19 protein-coding genes and 1 tRNA gene are annotated in these 17,760 nt (G+C 41.5%); 15 read left to right on the top strand and 5 right to left on the bottom strand.

Going from position 1 to position 17,760, the window contains the following annotated elements:
- Positions 1 to 3 precede the first annotated feature (3 nt).
- The 3 genes from LVQ96_01405 to LVQ96_01395 are packed head-to-tail and all read left to right on the top strand — an operon-like array spanning position 4 to position 2,411.
- Positions 4 to 807: an ABC transporter permease gene (locus LVQ96_01405; GenBank protein ID MCW6169811.1), complete on the top strand. Its 804-nt coding sequence runs from the start codon at positions 4 to 6 to the stop codon at positions 805 to 807.
- Between the two features lies 1 nt (position 808).
- Positions 809 to 1,402, top strand: a complete 594-nt coding sequence (locus LVQ96_01400; protein MCW6169810.1) for an ATP-binding cassette domain-containing protein — start codon at positions 809 to 811, stop codon at positions 1,400 to 1,402.
- 31 nt (positions 1,403 to 1,433) lie between these two features.
- On the top strand, positions 1,434 to 2,411 hold the full coding sequence (locus LVQ96_01395) for an NAD-dependent epimerase/dehydratase family protein (protein ID MCW6169809.1): 978 nt from the start codon (positions 1,434 to 1,436) through the stop codon (positions 2,409 to 2,411).
- Between the two features lie 40 nt (positions 2,412 to 2,451).
- On the opposite strand, the gene LVQ96_01390 is transcribed toward LVQ96_01395, so the two are convergent.
- Positions 2,452 to 3,123 carry an ArsR family transcriptional regulator gene (locus LVQ96_01390; GenBank protein MCW6169808.1) on the bottom strand — a complete coding sequence of 224 codons (672 nt, stop codon included), beginning with the start codon at positions 3,121 to 3,123 and terminating at the stop codon, positions 2,452 to 2,454.
- A gap of 90 nt (positions 3,124 to 3,213) precedes the next feature.
- Here LVQ96_01390 and sufC point away from each other — a divergent pair, with 90 nt between their 5' ends.
- The 6 genes from sufC to LVQ96_01360 are packed head-to-tail and all read left to right on the top strand — an operon-like array spanning position 3,214 to position 8,510.
- Positions 3,214 to 3,960, top strand: a complete 747-nt coding sequence (gene sufC / locus LVQ96_01385; protein MCW6169807.1) for a Fe-S cluster assembly ATPase SufC — start codon at positions 3,214 to 3,216, stop codon at positions 3,958 to 3,960.
- 40 nt (positions 3,961 to 4,000) lie between these two features.
- Positions 4,001 to 5,419 (top strand): Fe-S cluster assembly protein SufB, encoded by a 1,419-nt coding sequence (sufB, locus tag LVQ96_01380; GenBank protein MCW6169806.1) that lies wholly within the window; start codon positions 4,001 to 4,003, stop codon positions 5,417 to 5,419.
- Positions 5,420 to 5,425: 6 nt separating this feature from the next.
- Complete coding sequence (locus LVQ96_01375) at positions 5,426 to 6,673, top strand: SufD family Fe-S cluster assembly protein (GenBank protein ID MCW6169805.1); 1,248 nt, start codon at positions 5,426 to 5,428, stop codon at positions 6,671 to 6,673.
- The gene (locus LVQ96_01370) at positions 6,651 to 7,931 is read left to right on the top strand and encodes an aminotransferase class V-fold PLP-dependent enzyme (GenBank protein ID MCW6169804.1); all 1,281 of its coding nucleotides are present in this window, start codon (positions 6,651 to 6,653) and stop codon (positions 7,929 to 7,931) included. Before LVQ96_01375 ends, LVQ96_01370 begins: the two co-directional genes overlap by 23 nt.
- A 22-nt stretch (positions 7,932 to 7,953) precedes the next feature.
- Positions 7,954 to 8,313, top strand: coding sequence for an iron-sulfur cluster assembly scaffold protein (locus LVQ96_01365; GenBank protein ID MCW6169803.1), 360 nt, complete (start codon positions 7,954 to 7,956; stop codon positions 8,311 to 8,313).
- Positions 8,310 to 8,510: a ferredoxin gene (locus tag LVQ96_01360; protein MCW6169802.1), complete on the top strand. Its 201-nt coding sequence runs from the start codon at positions 8,310 to 8,312 to the stop codon at positions 8,508 to 8,510. Before LVQ96_01365 ends, LVQ96_01360 begins: the two co-directional genes overlap by 4 nt.
- Here the strand turns inward: LVQ96_01360 and LVQ96_01355 are convergent.
- Entirely contained in the window at positions 8,494 to 9,879 is a 1,386-nt protein-coding gene (locus LVQ96_01355; protein MCW6169801.1) for a glycine--tRNA ligase, read from the bottom strand. The genes LVQ96_01360 and LVQ96_01355 overlap by 17 nt on opposite strands.
- A gap of 81 nt (positions 9,880 to 9,960) precedes the next feature.
- A complete protein-coding gene (locus LVQ96_01350; GenBank protein ID MCW6169800.1) occupies positions 9,961 to 10,818 on the bottom strand; it encodes a CBS domain-containing protein in 858 nt (285 codons plus the stop codon).
- Positions 10,819 to 11,155: 337 nt separating this feature from the next.
- On the opposite strand from LVQ96_01350, the gene LVQ96_01345 reads away from it, so the two are divergent.
- The 4 genes from LVQ96_01345 to LVQ96_01330 all read left to right on the top strand — a co-directional run bounded on the left by LVQ96_01345 (position 11,156) and on the right by LVQ96_01330 (position 15,117).
- Entirely contained in the window at positions 11,156 to 11,812 is a 657-nt protein-coding gene (locus LVQ96_01345) for a metal-dependent hydrolase (protein ID MCW6169799.1), read from the top strand.
- Between the two features lie 15 nt (positions 11,813 to 11,827).
- Complete coding sequence (locus LVQ96_01340) at positions 11,828 to 13,408, top strand: gamma-glutamyltransferase family protein (GenBank protein MCW6169798.1); 1,581 nt, start codon at positions 11,828 to 11,830, stop codon at positions 13,406 to 13,408.
- Between the two features lie 204 nt (positions 13,409 to 13,612).
- Positions 13,613 to 13,993 (top strand): GntR family transcriptional regulator, encoded by a 381-nt coding sequence (locus LVQ96_01335; GenBank protein MCW6169797.1) that lies wholly within the window; start codon positions 13,613 to 13,615, stop codon positions 13,991 to 13,993.
- Positions 13,994 to 14,004: 11 nt separating this feature from the next.
- Positions 14,005 to 15,117, top strand: a complete 1,113-nt coding sequence (locus LVQ96_01330) for a DUF5808 domain-containing protein (protein ID MCW6169796.1) — start codon at positions 14,005 to 14,007, stop codon at positions 15,115 to 15,117.
- Between the two features lie 30 nt (positions 15,118 to 15,147).
- Here the strand turns inward: LVQ96_01330 and LVQ96_01325 are convergent, their stop codons facing one another.
- Positions 15,148 to 15,345, bottom strand: coding sequence for a hypothetical protein (locus LVQ96_01325; protein MCW6169795.1), 198 nt, complete (start codon positions 15,343 to 15,345; stop codon positions 15,148 to 15,150).
- A 35-nt stretch (positions 15,346 to 15,380) separates the two neighbouring features.
- On the opposite strand from LVQ96_01325, the gene LVQ96_01320 reads away from it, so the two are divergent.
- Both LVQ96_01320 and LVQ96_01315 read left to right on the top strand, forming a co-directional pair.
- Positions 15,381 to 15,911, top strand: a complete 531-nt coding sequence (locus tag LVQ96_01320; protein MCW6169794.1) for a hypothetical protein — start codon at positions 15,381 to 15,383, stop codon at positions 15,909 to 15,911.
- Positions 15,912 to 16,020: 109 nt separating this feature from the next.
- A tRNA-Arg gene (locus LVQ96_01315) sits at positions 16,021 to 16,094 on the top strand.
- 22 nt (positions 16,095 to 16,116) lie between these two features.
- Here LVQ96_01315 and LVQ96_01310 read toward each other — a convergent pair.
- Entirely contained in the window at positions 16,117 to 17,667 is a 1,551-nt protein-coding gene (locus LVQ96_01310) for a B12-binding domain-containing radical SAM protein (GenBank protein MCW6169793.1), read from the bottom strand.
- Positions 17,668 to 17,760 lie beyond the last annotated feature (93 nt).

The raw sequence follows: 17,760 nt of genomic DNA, 5'->3' as shown, positions 1-17,760 counted from the left end.
AACATGGCAGCCATAAAAAAACTTGATGGTTTGGCATTATTTTCAATCGTGGTAACGGTGCTCATCATCGTTCCAATTGCTTTTATTCTCGTCTATGGATTCGCAATTTACCACAGCTCCATAGGGTTCAGTTCGATAGTTTTTAGGTCTATTGCACTCACTATTTTTTCCTCGGCAATAGCCGCCTTATTCGTATTTTTGCTCTTCACTCCGCTTGCATATCACCTTTCACGTATATCCAATTCAGCAATGGAAACGATCTCGGACATACCGGCTTCCATCCCTCATCCTATAGTCGGAATAGCTTTCCTTCTGGTCGTAAGCCCATTGACTCCGTTTGGAAGATTCCTTATTTCAATAGGCCTTGGGTTATTTGATTCCATACCTGGACTTATTACGGCGCTTGCATTTGTCTCTGCACCGGTATATATTAGGGCTGCACAATCAGTCTTTTCCCAGAACCCACAGGAGCCAGAAATTCTTGCCATGGGCCTTGGCTTGTCAAGAATAAAGACATTATATAGAGTTGTAATTCCAAATAGTGCACGTTTGCTGTTTTCAGCCACGTTAACTGCCATGAGCAGGGCCATCAGTGAGTTTGGCTCGATTGCCATAATTGCATACGTTATCCTCCAGTTTCCATTTGCAGGAGTCATGCCGGCTTCTGTCCTGATCTACCAGTTCTTCGGATATTACGGCCTCGGTCCGGCAGTGACTGCATCCGCAGTTATGATAGTGATTTCAATAATCGTTCTTCTCATATCCAGGTTTATCAAGGGCGTGGGCAACAACAGGTCGGGTGCCTAAAATGATAGAAATCAACATTCGAAAACGCCTTGGAGAATTCGAATTGAAAGCATCATTGAACGCAGAGGGAATGATTCATATTTTCGGGGTAAATGGATCCGGAAAAACAACACTGCTAAGATGCCTAGCCGGAACGATCCCTGTTGATTCGGGAATGATATTGCATAATGGGATCGACTTAACGGTAATCCCAATTGAGCATAGAAAAGTCATATATCTGGATCGCCTTTCATATTTCCCTAACCTTGACGTCGAAGATCACCTTTCCTTTTTGAGAAAAACAAAAGTGGAGGAGATCAATGAAATTAAGAGAATAATGGCCATCGATTTCAAAGGAAAGCTGAGAAATTTAAGCACCGGACAAAAACTAAAGGTATCGCTTGCAACTTCTGTGCTCTCTCATCCCCGTTTGATACTTTTAGATGAAATTTCAGCCAACATAAGTGATGCCGAGAGTATTCTCAATGACCTCAAACCTGTGCTTTATCGCCAGAAGACTGAAATGATCAACGTAGCTCAGGAGGATTTCCGGACCTTAGAGAAGGATTTCACATTCAATATAGTTCATGGAGAAATTAGAAGAGTGGAAGATTAATCTAAACGTATAGTATAATCATTGGACTTGTATGGTTACGATACTCATTACTGGATCATCAGGGCAAATAGGTTCAGATCTGATTCCCGCATTGGTTAGAAAATATGGAAAATCAAGTGTGATAGCTTCAGATATCACCTTTTCCGATCGAGATTATGACATTGAAAAGATCAGGCTGGACGTTACAAAAAAAGAAGACATAGAAACAGCGATAAAAGAAAAATCTGTGACTGATATATTCCATCTTGGCGCTATTCTTTCAGCATCTGCAGAAAAACACCCATATGAAGCTTTTTTTGTAAACGGCAACGGTACTCTTAACGTGCTGGAGGCCGCAGTCAAATACTCCGTAAATAGGATCATAATACCAAGTTCAATAGCTGTTTTTGGAAACGATATAGCCAAGGAAAAGGTAAAGCCAATGGATTCTACACGACCTACTACCATGTATGGCATAACAAAGGTTCTGTCGGAACTTTTGGCTCAGTATTATACAGGTAGGTACGGGATCAGCGTAAGGGGTATGCGTTTCCCCGGCATAATTAGCTACGAGACACCACCTATGGCCGGTACAACAGATTACGCAGTGGACATGTTTGTTCACGCTGTCAACCACGAGAAATATAAATGCTATCTCAAGCCTGACACTCCTTTACCTATGATGTATTTTCCAGATGCCATAGACGCGCTCGTAAAGATCTTTGAAGCTGAGGAAAGATCGTTAAGGTACAGGATGGAATACAACGTTTCTGCATTCAGTTTTACTCCGTCTGAATTATATTCTCTAATCAAAGAATACTATCCTGATTTCTCGGTTGAGTACGAACCGGATTACAGGCAGAATATCGCCGAATCCTGGCCTCATTCCCTTGATTATTTGGACGCGGTCAAGGACTGGGGTTATTCTCCAAGATTTTCACTAAATGACACGGTTAGAGATATGATAGTTAATCTCGAAAGGATCAGGAAAGATGATAATATGAAAAAAACCGTGACACAGAATCCTTAACATCGGTTAATTATTGCCAAAAAATTTTAGGCTTCAACGGCTAAATATTAACCTCGACAACACATTTGTTGCTTCCTTCGGAAAACTTTTCTTTGATTTTAAAGTCCTTTCCGATGGATTCCTTTATTATCTGGTTCCCAAGACCACCACAGATGAGGCTTTTGTTGTTTTTCGCAAGCTCATAAAATATGCAGTTATGCCTTATTATCCGGACAACGTCACCGTCTATTTCCAATTTAGCATAGTAACCCATCCTGTTCAAAGCAGAAACGAAATCGTGCAACCTATCTATTTTTTTGTCTCTTGTGAGATCCTTTGGCATTTGATCCCATCCTGATTCTGAAACAATTTTGTCCGCTACGTTTCCAAGAATTATGTTGACTCGATCCTGCCCAAACTCAGTTTCGAGCTCCTTTACAAGCAGGGATGCGAGAAACATGTATCGCTTTGGAAGAAGATTAAAACCTTTTTCTGATAGCTTGTAATATTTTTTTGGACGACCTGGACCACTCCCTTTGAAATATGCGCTCACATAACCTTTGAGTTCCAGAGAAGCCAGATGCTCGTTTATAGCGTTCTTGTTCATATTGAATAAATGCGAAAGATCCTCCACACTTAACTCAGAATAACTCAATTCTCTTATTATACCTGCTTTTGTGATGCCAAGAAGAGGAACGAGATCATCACTAAAATTTTCACTTTGTTTATCCATATATTTACATGTATTGAATCGTAATACTTATAATTTAGTATATTTAGACATAAGAAATTGTTTAAATACAATAATTGGATAACGGATTATATGTCAAGCGTACCAGAACTCACAATAAATGATCTTGTAGTATCTGTAGAGGGAAAGCAGATACTGAACGGAGTAAACCTAACGGTTAGAGGAGGAGAGATACACGCCTTAATGGGACCAAACGGAGCTGGAAAAAGCACGCTCGGTTATGTTTTGGCTGGACATCCAAATTATAAGGTTGAAAGCGGAACTATCAAGCTTGATGGCGTAAACATAACGAACAAAACACCGGAAGAAAGAGCGCGATTGGGGATGTTTCTGGCCTTTCAGAACCCCATTGCAGTCCCTGGTGTAAAACTTTCAACATTTTTGAGGTCGGCTTATAAGCAGGTTCATCCCGAGGATCAGGTAAGCATCAAGGATTTTATGGATCGAATTAAGAAACATCTTAACAAGGTCGGCCTTGATGAGACTTTTCTTTCCCGATCGGTAAATGATGGATTTTCCGGTGGAGAGAGAAAACGGTTTGAGATTTTGCAAATGTCTATACTCAGGCCTAGAATGGTAATACTCGATGAAATCGATTCCGGACTTGATGTTGACGCGCTCAAGATGGTTGCGGATGAAATAAAGGAATCATACAATGAAGACGTTGGGTTTTTGATCATAACACACTACCAGAGGATTCTGAAAAGCATTGAACCTAGATTTGTTCATGTCCTGAAAAATGGGAAGATCGTGATGAACGGAGATCAAAAACTATCAATCCAGATAGAAACTGAAGGTTATGACTGGATAAAGGCATAGGTGATAAAAAATGGAAGCAGAATATGAAAAAGACGCTGAAATGGAAAAATTAATAGAGGATTTGAAGACCTCGAGAACCAAACAGGAAGACTGGGAGTTTCATGATCCAGAACATTCGGTTTATTCAACCGGAAGAGGACTCAACAAAAAGGTTGTAGAAGAAATTTCCGAAATAAAGAAGGAACCAGACTGGATGAGGAGAATCAGGCTTCGCTCTCTCGAGATATTCCTTTCAAAGCCTGTGCCAACATGGGGCCCTGATCTCTCTGGGATAGCTTGGGATAACATCAAGTACTATACGAGGCCTGGAGAAGAGACGACTAACGACTGGGATGAGGTCCCAGATCAGATAAAGAACACGTTCGAGAAGCTAGGCATACCTGAGATGGAACAGAAATATCTTGCAGGTTCAGTTGCACAGTATGACAGTGAGGGTGTTTACCATAACCTCAGGAAGGTCTGGGAAGATAAGGGTGTACTGTTCATGGATCTCGATTCCGCTGTTCAAAAGTATCCAGATCTCGTGAAAGAATATCTATGCAAGGCAGTTCCACCTTCAGATAATAAATTTGCCGCCCTGAATGGTGCAGTATGGAGCGGTGGATCATTTCTATATGTTCCTCCTAACGTCCAGATAGACATGCCACTTCAGACTTATTTCCGGATGAATGGTGAGGCTACAGGACAGTTCGAGCACACGATAGTGGTAGCGGATGAAGGGTCGAAAGTGCATTATATAGAAGGCTGCACTGCCCCGCGCTATGATTCGAATTCCCTGCATAGTGCAATCGTTGAAATCTATGTTAAAAAGAATGCAAAGGCAAAGTACACAAGCGTCCAAAACTGGTCGAAGAGTGTATATAACATGCCAACAAAAAGAGCTTGGGTTGATGAAAATGGACAGATGGAATGGGTAGGTGGCTCTCTTGGATCAAAGATCACAATGCTCTACCCGTCGTCGTATCTCAGAGGACCCCACGCTTCAGCTCATAATCTCAACATCTCTCTCGCGGGTCCGGGTACTATTAAAGACACAGGCGCCAAAGCTTTACATCTTGCACCGTATACGAGCTCAAAAATTGTCGCTAAAAGTATAAGCATAGACGATGGAAAAGCCATATATCGCGGCCTCCTAAGAATGAACAAAGGGGCAGTATATTCCAAAAGCCATGTGCAGTGCGATGCCCTTCTTATAAACGACAATTCACAAAGTTTCACGTATCCGCATGACGAAATCTACGAACCTACCGCGTCATTCGGCCATGAAGCTACAGTCGGAAAAATTGGGACAGATGAACTAACATATCTGAGATCGAGGGGTCTGAGCGAAGAGGAAGCAAGCTCCATGATAGTCCTTGGATTCCTTGACGATGTCATGCGGGAAATACCTATGGAATTTGCACTTGAGATGAACAGACTCATAAAACTAGAGATGACGAAATTAGGCGCAGTCGGATGATCACATATGGAAACATACCAGGAAACTTTAAAATCACTCCTCAACGATGAAGCTTATGGTTACAGGCGGGATGCTTTTCTTCAATTCCTTAAAGCTCCTCTTCGAACATATAAGGAGAGTCCCACCGTAAAGGATTACGTTGAGATCTCTGAGGACGAACTTAAAAGGATGATACTGGGTTCATTTCCGGAAACTAGTAAGGACGGTATTCCACTTGGAAATTATGATATCTTGGTAAATAATGAAAACGTTTCGTTTTCCTCGTCTCTTCAGGATAGGGGAATCATTGTTTCTGATTTAAAATCAGCCCTCTCGTCTAACAAGGACCTTATGGAAAAGTATGTTTATCCAAGATTGGGAGACGATCGGGATGAATTCCTTATAAACTCAGCCTGGCGTAATGGCCTGTTTGTTTTCATTCCTGATAATACGGATATAGTGATCAACGTTGAAAACGTGATTAAATCCGATGTATCAATAGCCCAGAAGTATGTCATAATATCTGGAAAAAATGCGAATGTGACTTATTCAGATAACTTTAGCTCTGTTGGACAGGGCGACGGAATACAGGGAAAAACGATATACTTTTTCCTGGGTGAGGGGACAAAGGTGCACTATCATTATTTCCAGGAAAAATTCCCTGAGGTTACAGATATTACGTACGTGAAAGAATTCATGGACAAGTATTCTGAGTTTGCTTTTTACCACGCAAACAGGGGGGCTTATAAAACAATTTTCACAGATAAATCCGTACAGTTTGGCGAAATGTCCACTTTCAAGGTTGCTGGTGTGAGTTTCAGCAGTGGATCGCAGAAGATGAGTATAACGGATAGCAGCTTCCAGGAAGCTGAGACAACAGTTTCGGACATTCATGTCCGTGGAGTTGTAACCGGCAATAGCTCTACGATCCATAAAGGGAGCATAGATCTCGAAGAAAATTCAATGAAGTCAACAGGTTTCTATGATTCCAGAATTCTTCTGCTTTCAAAGGATGGATATGCAAACAGCAAGCCAGCCCTGATGATCAAAAACAGCAACACGAGATCAAAACATGGATCATCTATCAGCAATGTCGATGATGAACAGATATTTTATCTCACTTCTCGCGGGATACCGAGAAACATTGCAAAGGGAATAATAACTACCGGCTTCGTCTCATCCATACTTGATAGTGCTGAGGACAAGAATTTTATGGAAAGAGTTTACAAACTTGCAGAAGATCTGGGATCCAATGTTATCTCCGCTCCAGATTAAGAAAGATTTTCCTATTTTTGAAAAACTTGGCCCGGAATATTCTTACTTAGACAATGCTGCCACGAGCCAGAAACCGTATTCGGTTATAAAGGCCATGGAAGAATTTTATGAACTCCATAATAGCAACGTACACAGGGGGATTTACAGGCTGAGTGAAGAAGCTACAAATCTGTACGAGAGGTCGAGGGAAAATGTTTCTGCTTTCGTCCATTCAAAAGATCCGAGACAAATTGTGTTTGTCCGGAATACTACAGAGGCAATTAACCTCCTGTCATACACCATTGGAAGAGAATTGAAAAAAGACGATGAAATACTTATCACCATCCTTGAGCACCATTCCAATATCGTTCCATGGCAGTTTCTCTCCGAGAAAGGCGTAAAATTACGGTACGTGATGCTGAATCCAGATATGACGCTCGATATGAACGATCTGCAACGAAAGTTATCAAAAAAGACCAGAATCGTAAGCGTAGCACAGAGCTCAAACGTCCTTGGAACAATAAACAATGTCAATGAAATTGGGAAGATAGCTCATGAAAATGGATCTACTTTTGTTGTTGATGCGGCTCAGAGCGTGCCGCACATGCCGGTTGACGTGACGGAAATCGATGCAGATTTCCTTGCGTTCTCAGGACACAAGATGCTTGGCCCAACTGGTATAGGGGTCCTTTATGGTAAATATGATCTGCTCGACAGGATGCCCCCTTTCATGGGCGGAGGAGAAATGATAAGCGCTGTTTATCAGGACCATTCGACATATGCAGATGTACCGCAAAAATATGAGGCGGGAACGCCAAACATAGATGGTGCCATAGGCCTTTCTTCTGCGGTGGATTACCTCAGGACCCTTGGAATGGATCAAGTAAGAGAACATGAGAAGGATCTTATAGGATATACGTTGAAGAAAGAGGAGGAACACAATGTACCCGGCTTAATTTCATACGGGCCTAGAAATACGGAAGTTCGATCTGGAGTCTATTGCTTCAACATCGGAGAAATGTCCCCTCTGGATATAAACAACCTTGCCCATGACGAAGGTGTTCAGATGAGCCAGGCGATTCATCCGCATGATGTTTCAGAGATGTTGGATGACGGCAATGTGGCAGTTAGGTCAGGGCATCACTGCGCAATGCCACTCGCGGAGTTCCTCAACGTTGTCGCGACATCACGTGCCTCGTATTATATATACAATACAAGGGAAGATGTTGACAGGCTATTCGAAGTACTCGTGAAGGTGGTGAAAAGGTACGGGAGATGAAGATATTTACGTTGAGATCATAATGGATCATTACCGGAATCCTCACAACTATGGCGTAGTTGAGAATGCAACTTCCAAGATCATCGAGTATAATCCAGTTTGTGGCGACACGATACAGATTACAATCAGCGTTGAAGATGGAAAGATTGCGGATGCTAAATTCATCGGGCGCGGATGCTCTATTAGCCAGGCATCCGCTTCCATTCTCACGGATACGGTTAAGGGAATGGCCCTGGAGGATGCCAAAAATATTGATGAGGACAAATATATTAAGTCTCTTGGCATCAGTCTTGGCCCGAGCAGGGAAAAATGTGCCCTTCTGGCTGTAAACGCCTTGAAAAAATGCATTAAGGACTATCAAAAAGGAGAAAAAGGTAAATGAAATATTCAGTATCTGTAAACAAGGAAAAATGTATAGGGGATGCCATCTGTACCGCATTATGCAGCAACTGGTACATGGACGCCAATGGAAAAGCGCAGTACAAAAAGAAAACAATAAGCGATGAAGAGTACTCTGAAAATAAGGAGGCGGAAGACTCCTGCCCCATAGGCGTTATAAAGATTATGATGCTTGAATAATCCCTGGAAGATCTACCGTCAGAGATTTTTTTAAGAGATCGTCTTTTTTTATCCTTACCTGTTTTGTTGTATCGCGATCCCTAATAGTTACGTTATCGTCGTTTAGAGTGTCTCTGTCAAAGGTTATGCCTATCGGTGTACCGATCTCATCCTGTCTTGCATATCTCCGGCCAATTGATCCGGACTTGTCGAAGACGACATATGGATCTATTATCCTCAATTTCTCGAAAAATTCTTCAGCCATTGTATCTATGCCATCCTTGTTCACCAGAGGAAGGATTGCTGCATGGTATGGCGCTATCGCAGGTTTCAGCCGCAGAACCTTATAGCCATTCTCCCTTGTATAGTATGAATGCATCATTACGGCAAGCACTATTCTGTCGATACCATAAGAGGGTTCTATTATTGAGGGAATAAATTCCTCTTCACCAACCTTTACGTGCATAGATTCGCCAGACGCGGTTTCATGATTTTTTAGATCATCCCGATCCGCTATGCCCACGAGTTCTATCCATTCCCCGTCGAGTAGAACTTCTGCATCCCAAGAGTCCCTGGAATAATGGGCCCTTTCATCATCGTGATGCTGCCGGAACCGTATTTGGCCAGGACTAATGCCTGCGCTAGCAAGCAGTTCATAAGTCTTATTTACAAAGTACGAGAGTGCATTGCTGCTCAGAATTCCAGAGGAGTATAGATCGAATACACTACCTGCCAGCTCTTTTCCATCCTTTGTCAGAACGGTTATCTTCTTTTGTCTTTCCAGATCTTTCCAGTACTTCTTCACCGGATGGACAAATACCTCAACCTCGCCCTGGCTGAATTCTCTCAGTCTTATGAGCGATTGTCGAGGAGATATCTCGTTCCTGAAACCCTTTCCGTACTGGGCGGTAACCATGGGAATCTTACCTCTGTTCGCGTTATTGAGAAGCCTGAAATTGACAAAAATTCCCTGAGCAGTTTCGGGCCGGAGGTAGAGATCGCCTGAAGAGCCCTGATTTGGAAGTCTGAACATCTGATAAAATTCTTTTGCTTCCGTAATACGCGCTCCGCATACAGGACATTTAACTATGTGAGTGTCCAGTACGTTCTGTGCAGAAGCTATGTCGCCCACAGGCAAATCGAGATTGTTGTATTTCAAGATAGATTCCAGCTTTTGCTTCGTATGGCAATTTGAGCATTCAGAACCTATATCATAGAATCTGGCTATATGGCCAGAGGCATTGAAAACAGTGTGGGGAACCATGACCGGTGTATCAATAAAGACGGCATCTTCCCTTAAGTATGACGTCTTCCAGAGGTTAACAATATTGTCTCTTAACAGGACACCGAGAGGCCCGTAATCATATAGACCGGATTCTCCACCATAAATTGAGAAAGATGGCCAGAAAAACCCACGCCTTTTTGCAAGTTCGACAATGTTCTCGTAAACGCTAATAGTTTACTCACACTCCTATTGGACTTTCTTCGTTTCGAATATTCGCATTATCTGGATATCATAAAGCATGCCAACAAGCTTCCCTTGATGATCAACTACCGGAAGCTGATTGTAGTTGCCCTTCTCCATCTTCCCGACAGCAGAAGAAATCTTGTCAACGGTAGTGGCTATCTCTGGGTTCTTGATCATTATGCTCTTGATTGGCTTTTTGGGAAGTTCAATATTGCTTTTCTCTATGACATATGTAACCACATTCCGTATTCCGTCCCATGACCATGGATCTTCATCATCAGCCATGCCAGTTTCTGTCAATATGACACTAGACTTTATGTTTACTTTATCAAATATATCCCTATCGGTTATCAGGCCCAGCAGTTCGCCCCGCTCGTTCACGACTGGACATGAATAAACGCGTGACAGTCTCATGGTAAAAGAAGCAACATTTATCGGGGTATTTTCCCAGAGTGGAACAGAAATTGAATTCAATACGTCTTTAACCTTTTCACTGCCGTGTAGTTCTTTGACAACAGGAAGAAGGTTCTGGGGGGTTAATATACCGACAACCTTTTTACTCGAGTCTACGACTGCAAGATGCCTCCTGTTTTGCAAAAGCATTTCCTTAGCCGCCACTTCAACAGAATCGTTAACAGAAACAGGTTTAGCGCGTCTCATAACTATCGCTGTCTGAGTCTCATCCGGATGATCGAACACGTCCCTTCTACTGATCATCCCTGCATATTTGCCAGAAGAATTCACTAGGGGTAGCCCTGTTATGTTTTCCTTGATCAGGATTTTAATTATATCCGAAACATTACTGGGGACTTTATGTGTTATCGGATCTTTAGTCATGATCTCCTTTACTTTCTTGGGCATAGAGAACGTAATGAATGACTAATATATTAATTGCTTTCTATTCCCAACAGCTAATATTTTAATAATTCGCTTTTTTCACAATCCTGTAAGGTAAATCATATTGTGCTCTTCTATGGAAGACCAAAAAGCAGAGGATGCTATTTTTAATGAAAAATGGAAGCAATTAGGGACCATTCGTTATAAAGTGGATGTAACGCAAAACACTAAGATGTGTATCTTCAAAGGTATTACATCTACCTGCACACCATATCTTTTCCGAAAAGGCATACTGCGCTGAAGGGCCACAGATTTCAGCAACAAATTTAAAGCAGAATGCATTAACTCTATTGGTGCTATTATGGTTGCGTTGAAATGGTTGGGACACGCTGCGTGGATGATCGATTTCTCTAAAGTGAGGGTATTAATTGATCCTTTTCTTACAGATAATCCAAAATCTGCTATGAAAGAATCAGATATTGAAAAGGTGGATTATATCGCTGTAACGCACAATCATTTTGATCACGTTGGAGATACGTTTAAGATTGCGAAGAGAACTGGGGCAAAAATTGTCGGAATGTTTGGGCTATCGCAGCTCGATACCGAAGGAATACCGCAGGAACAGTTTATTGGTTTGAATAAGGGCAGCATGACCGATTTTGGCGAAGTAAAATTTGGCCTAACTGCTGCCGTTCACAGTGGAAATGAGAGTGGAGTGCTGGTATCTGGCGATTCAAAAACGATATATCATGCAGGGGACACTGCACTGTTTGGAGATATGAAATATATAGGCGAGTTGTATCACCCTGATGTCGCACTTCTACCTATTGGAGGATATTATACCATGAGCCCGAAGGAGGCTGCGATTGCTGCAAAACTTATAGGTGCCAAAATTACCGTTCCCATGCATTACAGTACGTTTCCTGCAATTTCTCAGGACCCAAACGAATTCAAGAAACTTGTTGGAAACTCGTCAGTCGTAATGGTTCTAGAACCTGGCCAGTCCTTCCAAATATAAGTGGTCTCTGATTTCATGAAATCTCAAACAAGACCCGACGCCTACTCGCAAAATGCGGTCGTTTCATCCTCAAGCTTGCAGGCCTCGATAATAGGAAGTAACATAATAAGAGAAGGAGGCAACGTGTTTGATGCTGCAATAGCGACCAGCGCCGCGCTGTGTGTTACGCAGAATAACCTTTGTGGACTTGGTGGGGATATGTTTGCTTTGGTGAGAGTGGATGGTGAGCCTATAATCGACATAAATGGTAGCGGCAGGTCATCACACAATGCTGCCATATCAAATTACACGGAAAGGGGGCTTAATCACATCCCAGAAAGAGGACCGCTTTCCGCTTTGACAGTGCCCGGACTCGTAAGTGGGTGGAAAGAGATCTTTGATAAATATTGTTCATTTGATCTCCCTGAACTTATAGCTCCAGCAATAGATTTGGCCGAAAATGGGTTCCCTATAACTCTCAAATATAGAGAGTCTGTAGAGAAGTCGTATCCTGCTCTTAGTAGATACAACTGGTCATCACTCTTTGCCCCAAATTCAGTTTTTCCAGCCATTGGATCTGTGTTCAAACAACCCTTGCTGGCAGGGAGCCTGAAGCTGATAGCAGAGGAAGGTCCCAATACTTTTTATAGAGGATATCTTGCAGACAAGATCATTTCAGGACTAAAAGGAACAGAGGTGATGCTTGATGAGGAGGATTTCAAGGCTCATAAAGTTACCATAGGTAAACCCATGAGCACAGAATATCACGAACACACAATATATGAGACCTCGCCAAACAGTCAGGGAAGTACATTATTGCTCTGGCTGGATGTTTTGAAATTAATCGAAGAAAATGGAGCCAACAACCGATCGGACAATTTTTCACAGGATCTACTTGCCGGAATCATCGCCTACCGTCAACGCAAGGAGATTACCGATCCGGACTTCTACGAGCCCCCAAAGTACTTCCTTACAAGAAAGTTCTCGGAGAAAATTTTGAAGGAAAATAACAAAATAATGGAAGAAGAGAATCATAAACACAGTCAGGGAGATACGACATATTTCTGCATCGCCGACAGTGATGGAAACTCCATATCCATGATTCAAAGCAACTATCTAGGATTCGGTTCAGGAGTCTCTCCTGAAGGAACTGGTTTTATTTTGCAAAACCGAGGCAGTTATTTCAGTCTGGACAAGGCACATAAAAATGTTTTAGAACCAAACAAAAGGACCTTCCATACACTTTCAGCAGCAATGATAGAATATGAAGGAAAATTCAGGTTTTCTCTTGGGACGATGGGCGGCGATATCCAGCCACAGATCCATTTTCAACTTATTCAAGACCTGCTTAGATCGAAGATGAGCCCACAGACAGCACTTGATTCTCCAAGATGGGCTTTTCCGCACACGATATATGAGCAGCCTAGGCATATAATCATAGAGGAGGAGGCTTTTGACCGACTCTCATCAATGAATCTACATGGGCTCTTACCAGTTAAGAAAGAATCACTATCCTCCCTTTTTGGGCATGCTCAGATTGTTGGATTAGATAGCAATGATGTTGTCTGTGGTGGTGCCGATCCAAGAGGTGATGGTGCAGCAATCCCAGTTACATAGCTGCAGCTGCCATCGCTCTGCAAATTTTATCTTCCAGTCCATAAGTCAGAATCCAGTGAATATTGTATTTAGAGGCGATAATGCCATCTTGCCGCTAAGTTATAAATGGTAGAAATAATTAGAAACAACGATTCATAAAAAAGGAATTTTTCTGTTATAGCGACAATATAACAGCCCTTAAATATATGTTATACATGTCTTGATATGGAGGACATTTTAATAAAGATAGAATTCGACTCTGAAATGCCAATTTATCTTCAGATTTATTGGCAGATTGTTAAATTGATATCTAAAGGAACTCTTAAGCAGGGTTCAAAATTGCCTTCAAGCAGAAAACTCGCCATTGATCTCTCCGTTAACTACCACACTGTGAACAGGGCGTATGATATGCTTGTAGAAAGAGACTTTGCTCACCGGAATGAAAGGAAGCAAACCATCATTGGTCAGGATAAAAAGAATAATGATAAATTTATATCAGAATGGCTAAAGGACGAAAAATTATTGATATCTGAAGCGAAAGCTACTGGGTTTTCTTCGAAATCAATAATTCGTCTCATAGAGCGAATTTTAGACCAAGATATGTAAAGTGAATACAAATGTATATAAATTACGAATTTTTGTTGAATTTTTCTTTACTTGTTTTCCTTATGATCTTTGGCCTAATCATTCCAAAATTGACGTTGAAAACTATCCAGTTTGGCGTCAGAATACCTTCCTCCAAAATTGATGACTCCAGAATTTCAAAGATCAGAAATGGCTATACAGTTGACGTTTTATTATACTCTGCTCCAGTAATAGTGATTTTTGTGATCCTTTTCGATCGCCCTTTAATTGCTACTGGAATTGTTATCCTCGAAATAGGTGTGTATTTTGTTGCATATCTTAAGGCACATTACAAACTTCTAAAAATCGAGCAAGAAGAAGAATGGTACGCGAACGTCAACCAGGTTTCATACGCAACAATTTCCGATTATATATCACCTGTTCACGTAGTTCTCATGTTCACTCCAATGCTATTTATCACAATAATTGGAACCCTGATTGGGATGGAGATTTACCATACGCTGCCACATATTATGGCGATACATTTTGGAGCCCATGGAAAGCCTAACGGTTTTGCTGTAAAAACTTATCTTAGTGTCCTTATTCTACCTATAATCGGCTATGTTATAGCTTCTATGTTCCTGTCTATTGGCTATCTTATGACACGATCTAAAATAGACATTGAATCCTATGCCCCAAAAGACTCCTACAGAACTCAGATAATGTTCCGGAATAGAACCATCGAGTTGCTTGCATTCATTGGTATATTATCTGAGTTGCTGATATTGTCCATCTCTCTTTTGACCTGGGGCATTATTAGTATGAACCCGGGTTTTATAATTATAATTATTGCCTGGCCAGTTATGATCTTGCTGGTCGTATTAATATTTTCTCTAAGATATGGTCAGATGGGGAGCAGAAAGCTGGAGGCCATGAGAACTGGGGAAGAGGCAACCAAATCACTTGAAACTAACATAGACGACAACAAGGAATGGAGGGCTGGTGCGATCTATGACAACAAACACGATCATAGCATTTTCGTTCCAAAGAGATTTGGAGTTGGATATACCATCAACTTTGGAAACAAAAAGGGGGTCCTAGTATTCATTCTTTTAATGTCATTACCTCTTGTTGTCTTGATCATCACCTTAATGTTATTGAGATGATCTTATGACTGTGCCGCCTTCTCTTTTTGTTTACTTTCTCTCTCCGGCTATATCTCTGTTAGTTGGCATCATTTCCTTATTGGCAATGATGGGAAGTCGTGGCAAAGGAAGGAGTATTGTTCTAGTGTTTGGAATCGCTGCATTTGCATACTTTCTTGCCATTTTCTTGAAAGAAGTCTCTGATGCATTGTTTAGCGCCTTTTTTTTTAAAACAAAGCATTTGGGCATATATAGCGGTCGGAGCTCAAACGGTATTTTTTTAAATGGGACTTGCCTTTATTTTTGCGTTAATATTCAAAAAATATCTCGATTCACAGAGCGCCATAGCAATGGGACCTGAACTTGCTATGTGCGAAAATTTTGTGCTCCTCGGCGTAGTGGGAATAATATCTGTAACTCTTACAATAGAGTTTAATCCAGCAGCTTTGCCATTGAAGATTAATGTTATTTCTACGTATATTTCAGGCTTACTTCCACATCTACTGGATCGCATATCTTCATTAATCGACCATACTATTTGGGGCTTCCTCGCAGTAATGTTTGTTTTGAAAAAGTCATGGAAATACATTGTCGCTTTTCCCATAGGTTTCTTGGATTCATTTGCTATCTATTTTGACCTGGCCCCCCCTGCATATCTAAGTTACCTATCATTTTCTCTTATTGTTCTGGCAATCTCCCTCCTTTGGGCGTACGCAGCGCTAAAGCTTACTAAGAGTGTTTCATCATTTTTCGACCAGGTTCGATATATTCTGAAGATGTTTTCGAGAAAAGCCTCAAAAATAGAAGAGGCGTAAGTAATTTTAGGACCTACCGTTCAGGTCCAATGGCTTAGATAATTATATCTAACAAACCTATTCTAAAAGAAGTAGACAAAATAATTAACCGGTTCATTGATTACCACTTGGGCTCGTGGGGTAGCCAGGATATCCTGTTGGCCTTCGAAGCCGAAGACTCGGGTTCAAATCCCGGCGAGCCCGTTCACAAGGAAGGAGTTACTAATCAATTCTCTTTGATCAAATAATATGGATTTTTAGCGGTGCCGTCCATATCATATATTATCTTGTTAGAGGTCTCAAGAGCTTCTTTGATCTTGGCGGAAAATTCCTGCTTATGCTTTTTGCCATACCAATATAGATTATAGGTCTCAAGCAAAAGTCTGGGAAAACTAAAAAAATCATGAATATACGAAGGCATCATTTCCATTATGAAACTGGTTCCTGAATTGATCAGCTTCTGTTTTCTCCCCTCTAGTTTTATCTGCTTTATTTTTCCGCGGAAGAATTTGTACAGGTAAAATGAATAATAAGCGTAAGCCTGAGCTATCTGGTCCATTACTGGTCCAAGATTTGTCTCCATAACGGGGGTCAGAACATCATACCTATCCCAGTCAAGGGTAAATAGTGTGTTTTCTCTAAGCGCGCTGTCAAATACGCGTGTTCCAGGAAGTGGAGTATATATGGAAAATTGTATGGCATCTGCACCTGCCCGAGCAAGTGCCCTGGAGAATTTTATCGTAGAGATAACATCCCTTAGTCGCTCATATGGGGCTCCAACCATCATCCCAACCAAAGTGACTATGTTGTTTCTTGACAATATATTAACTGCATCTACAGACTGTGGGGTAAACTCACCCTTATGCATTTTCTTCAGTATTTCAGGGCTACCGGATTCCACTCCAAGGAACGAGATGGTCATTCCTGCATCCGCAGCAAGTTTTATAAGATCTGGATTTTTAGCGGTGACATCTGCCCTCATCTGAACGATCCATTTCATGTCTATTCTTTCGTCGATGATTCTCTCAAAGAGTTCCTTTCTCTGTTTCACGTTTGGATATACTATAAAGATATCGTCTGTGAAGAAAATCCAGTTATAGCCGAGTGTTCTTGCTCTTCTCATTTCCTCTATTATACGATCATTAGACTTGTTCCGCCATTTGTTTCCCCATGTGGGTGTTACCGAACAAAAATCGCAAGCATAAGGACATCCTCTGGACGTTTCAAGACACATTACCTTTTCATCACTCCCGAAAACTTTGAATGTATACTTGCTACCATCAAGAAGCTCAAGAGGAGGATAGGGCAGCGAATCAAGATCACCTATAAGTTTTCTCGGATGCGTTTTTATGATTTTTGAGTCACTCCTATACACTATACCGTCAATCTCCGCAAAGCTTGTTCCGTTTATAATGGCATTTGCGATATCGAAAATTGTCTCGTCTCCCTCGCCCAGAACGGAAATATCAAATCCTGATTCTATAATTTCTTTTGGAAGAAACGTCGCATGATGGCCTCCGGCTACAAGGATCGTGTCGGGTTTGGCATTCTTTATCGCACGCGCTATAAATCCTGCATTGTTATGCGCGGCAGTAGCGTGCAGTGTTATTCCAACAAGGTCTGGATTAAATTCTAAGGTTCTTTCAATTGCCTCATTTATGGTTAGATTGTCACCTTCCATATCGATAATCTTTACGGCGCTTCCCGGGATTCGGAGGATTTCGCCGGCAAGTGCAAGAAGACCTAGCGGTGCTGGGAGGAATCCCCACTTAGTCATATAAGCGCTGCCTGTTTTATTGCTTGGTCTTATAAAAACAGCCCTTAGTTGCATAAGTAGATATTTAGATATACATAAAATACTTTATTAGCA

Source organism: Thermoplasmatales archaeon, from assembly GCA_026127925.1.
Taxonomy (GTDB): domain Archaea; phylum Thermoplasmatota; class Thermoplasmata; order Thermoplasmatales; family Thermoplasmataceae; genus JAKAYB01.
Note: the sequence above shows the minus strand (reverse complement) of the source record. Positions and strands in the feature narration are given on the sequence as shown.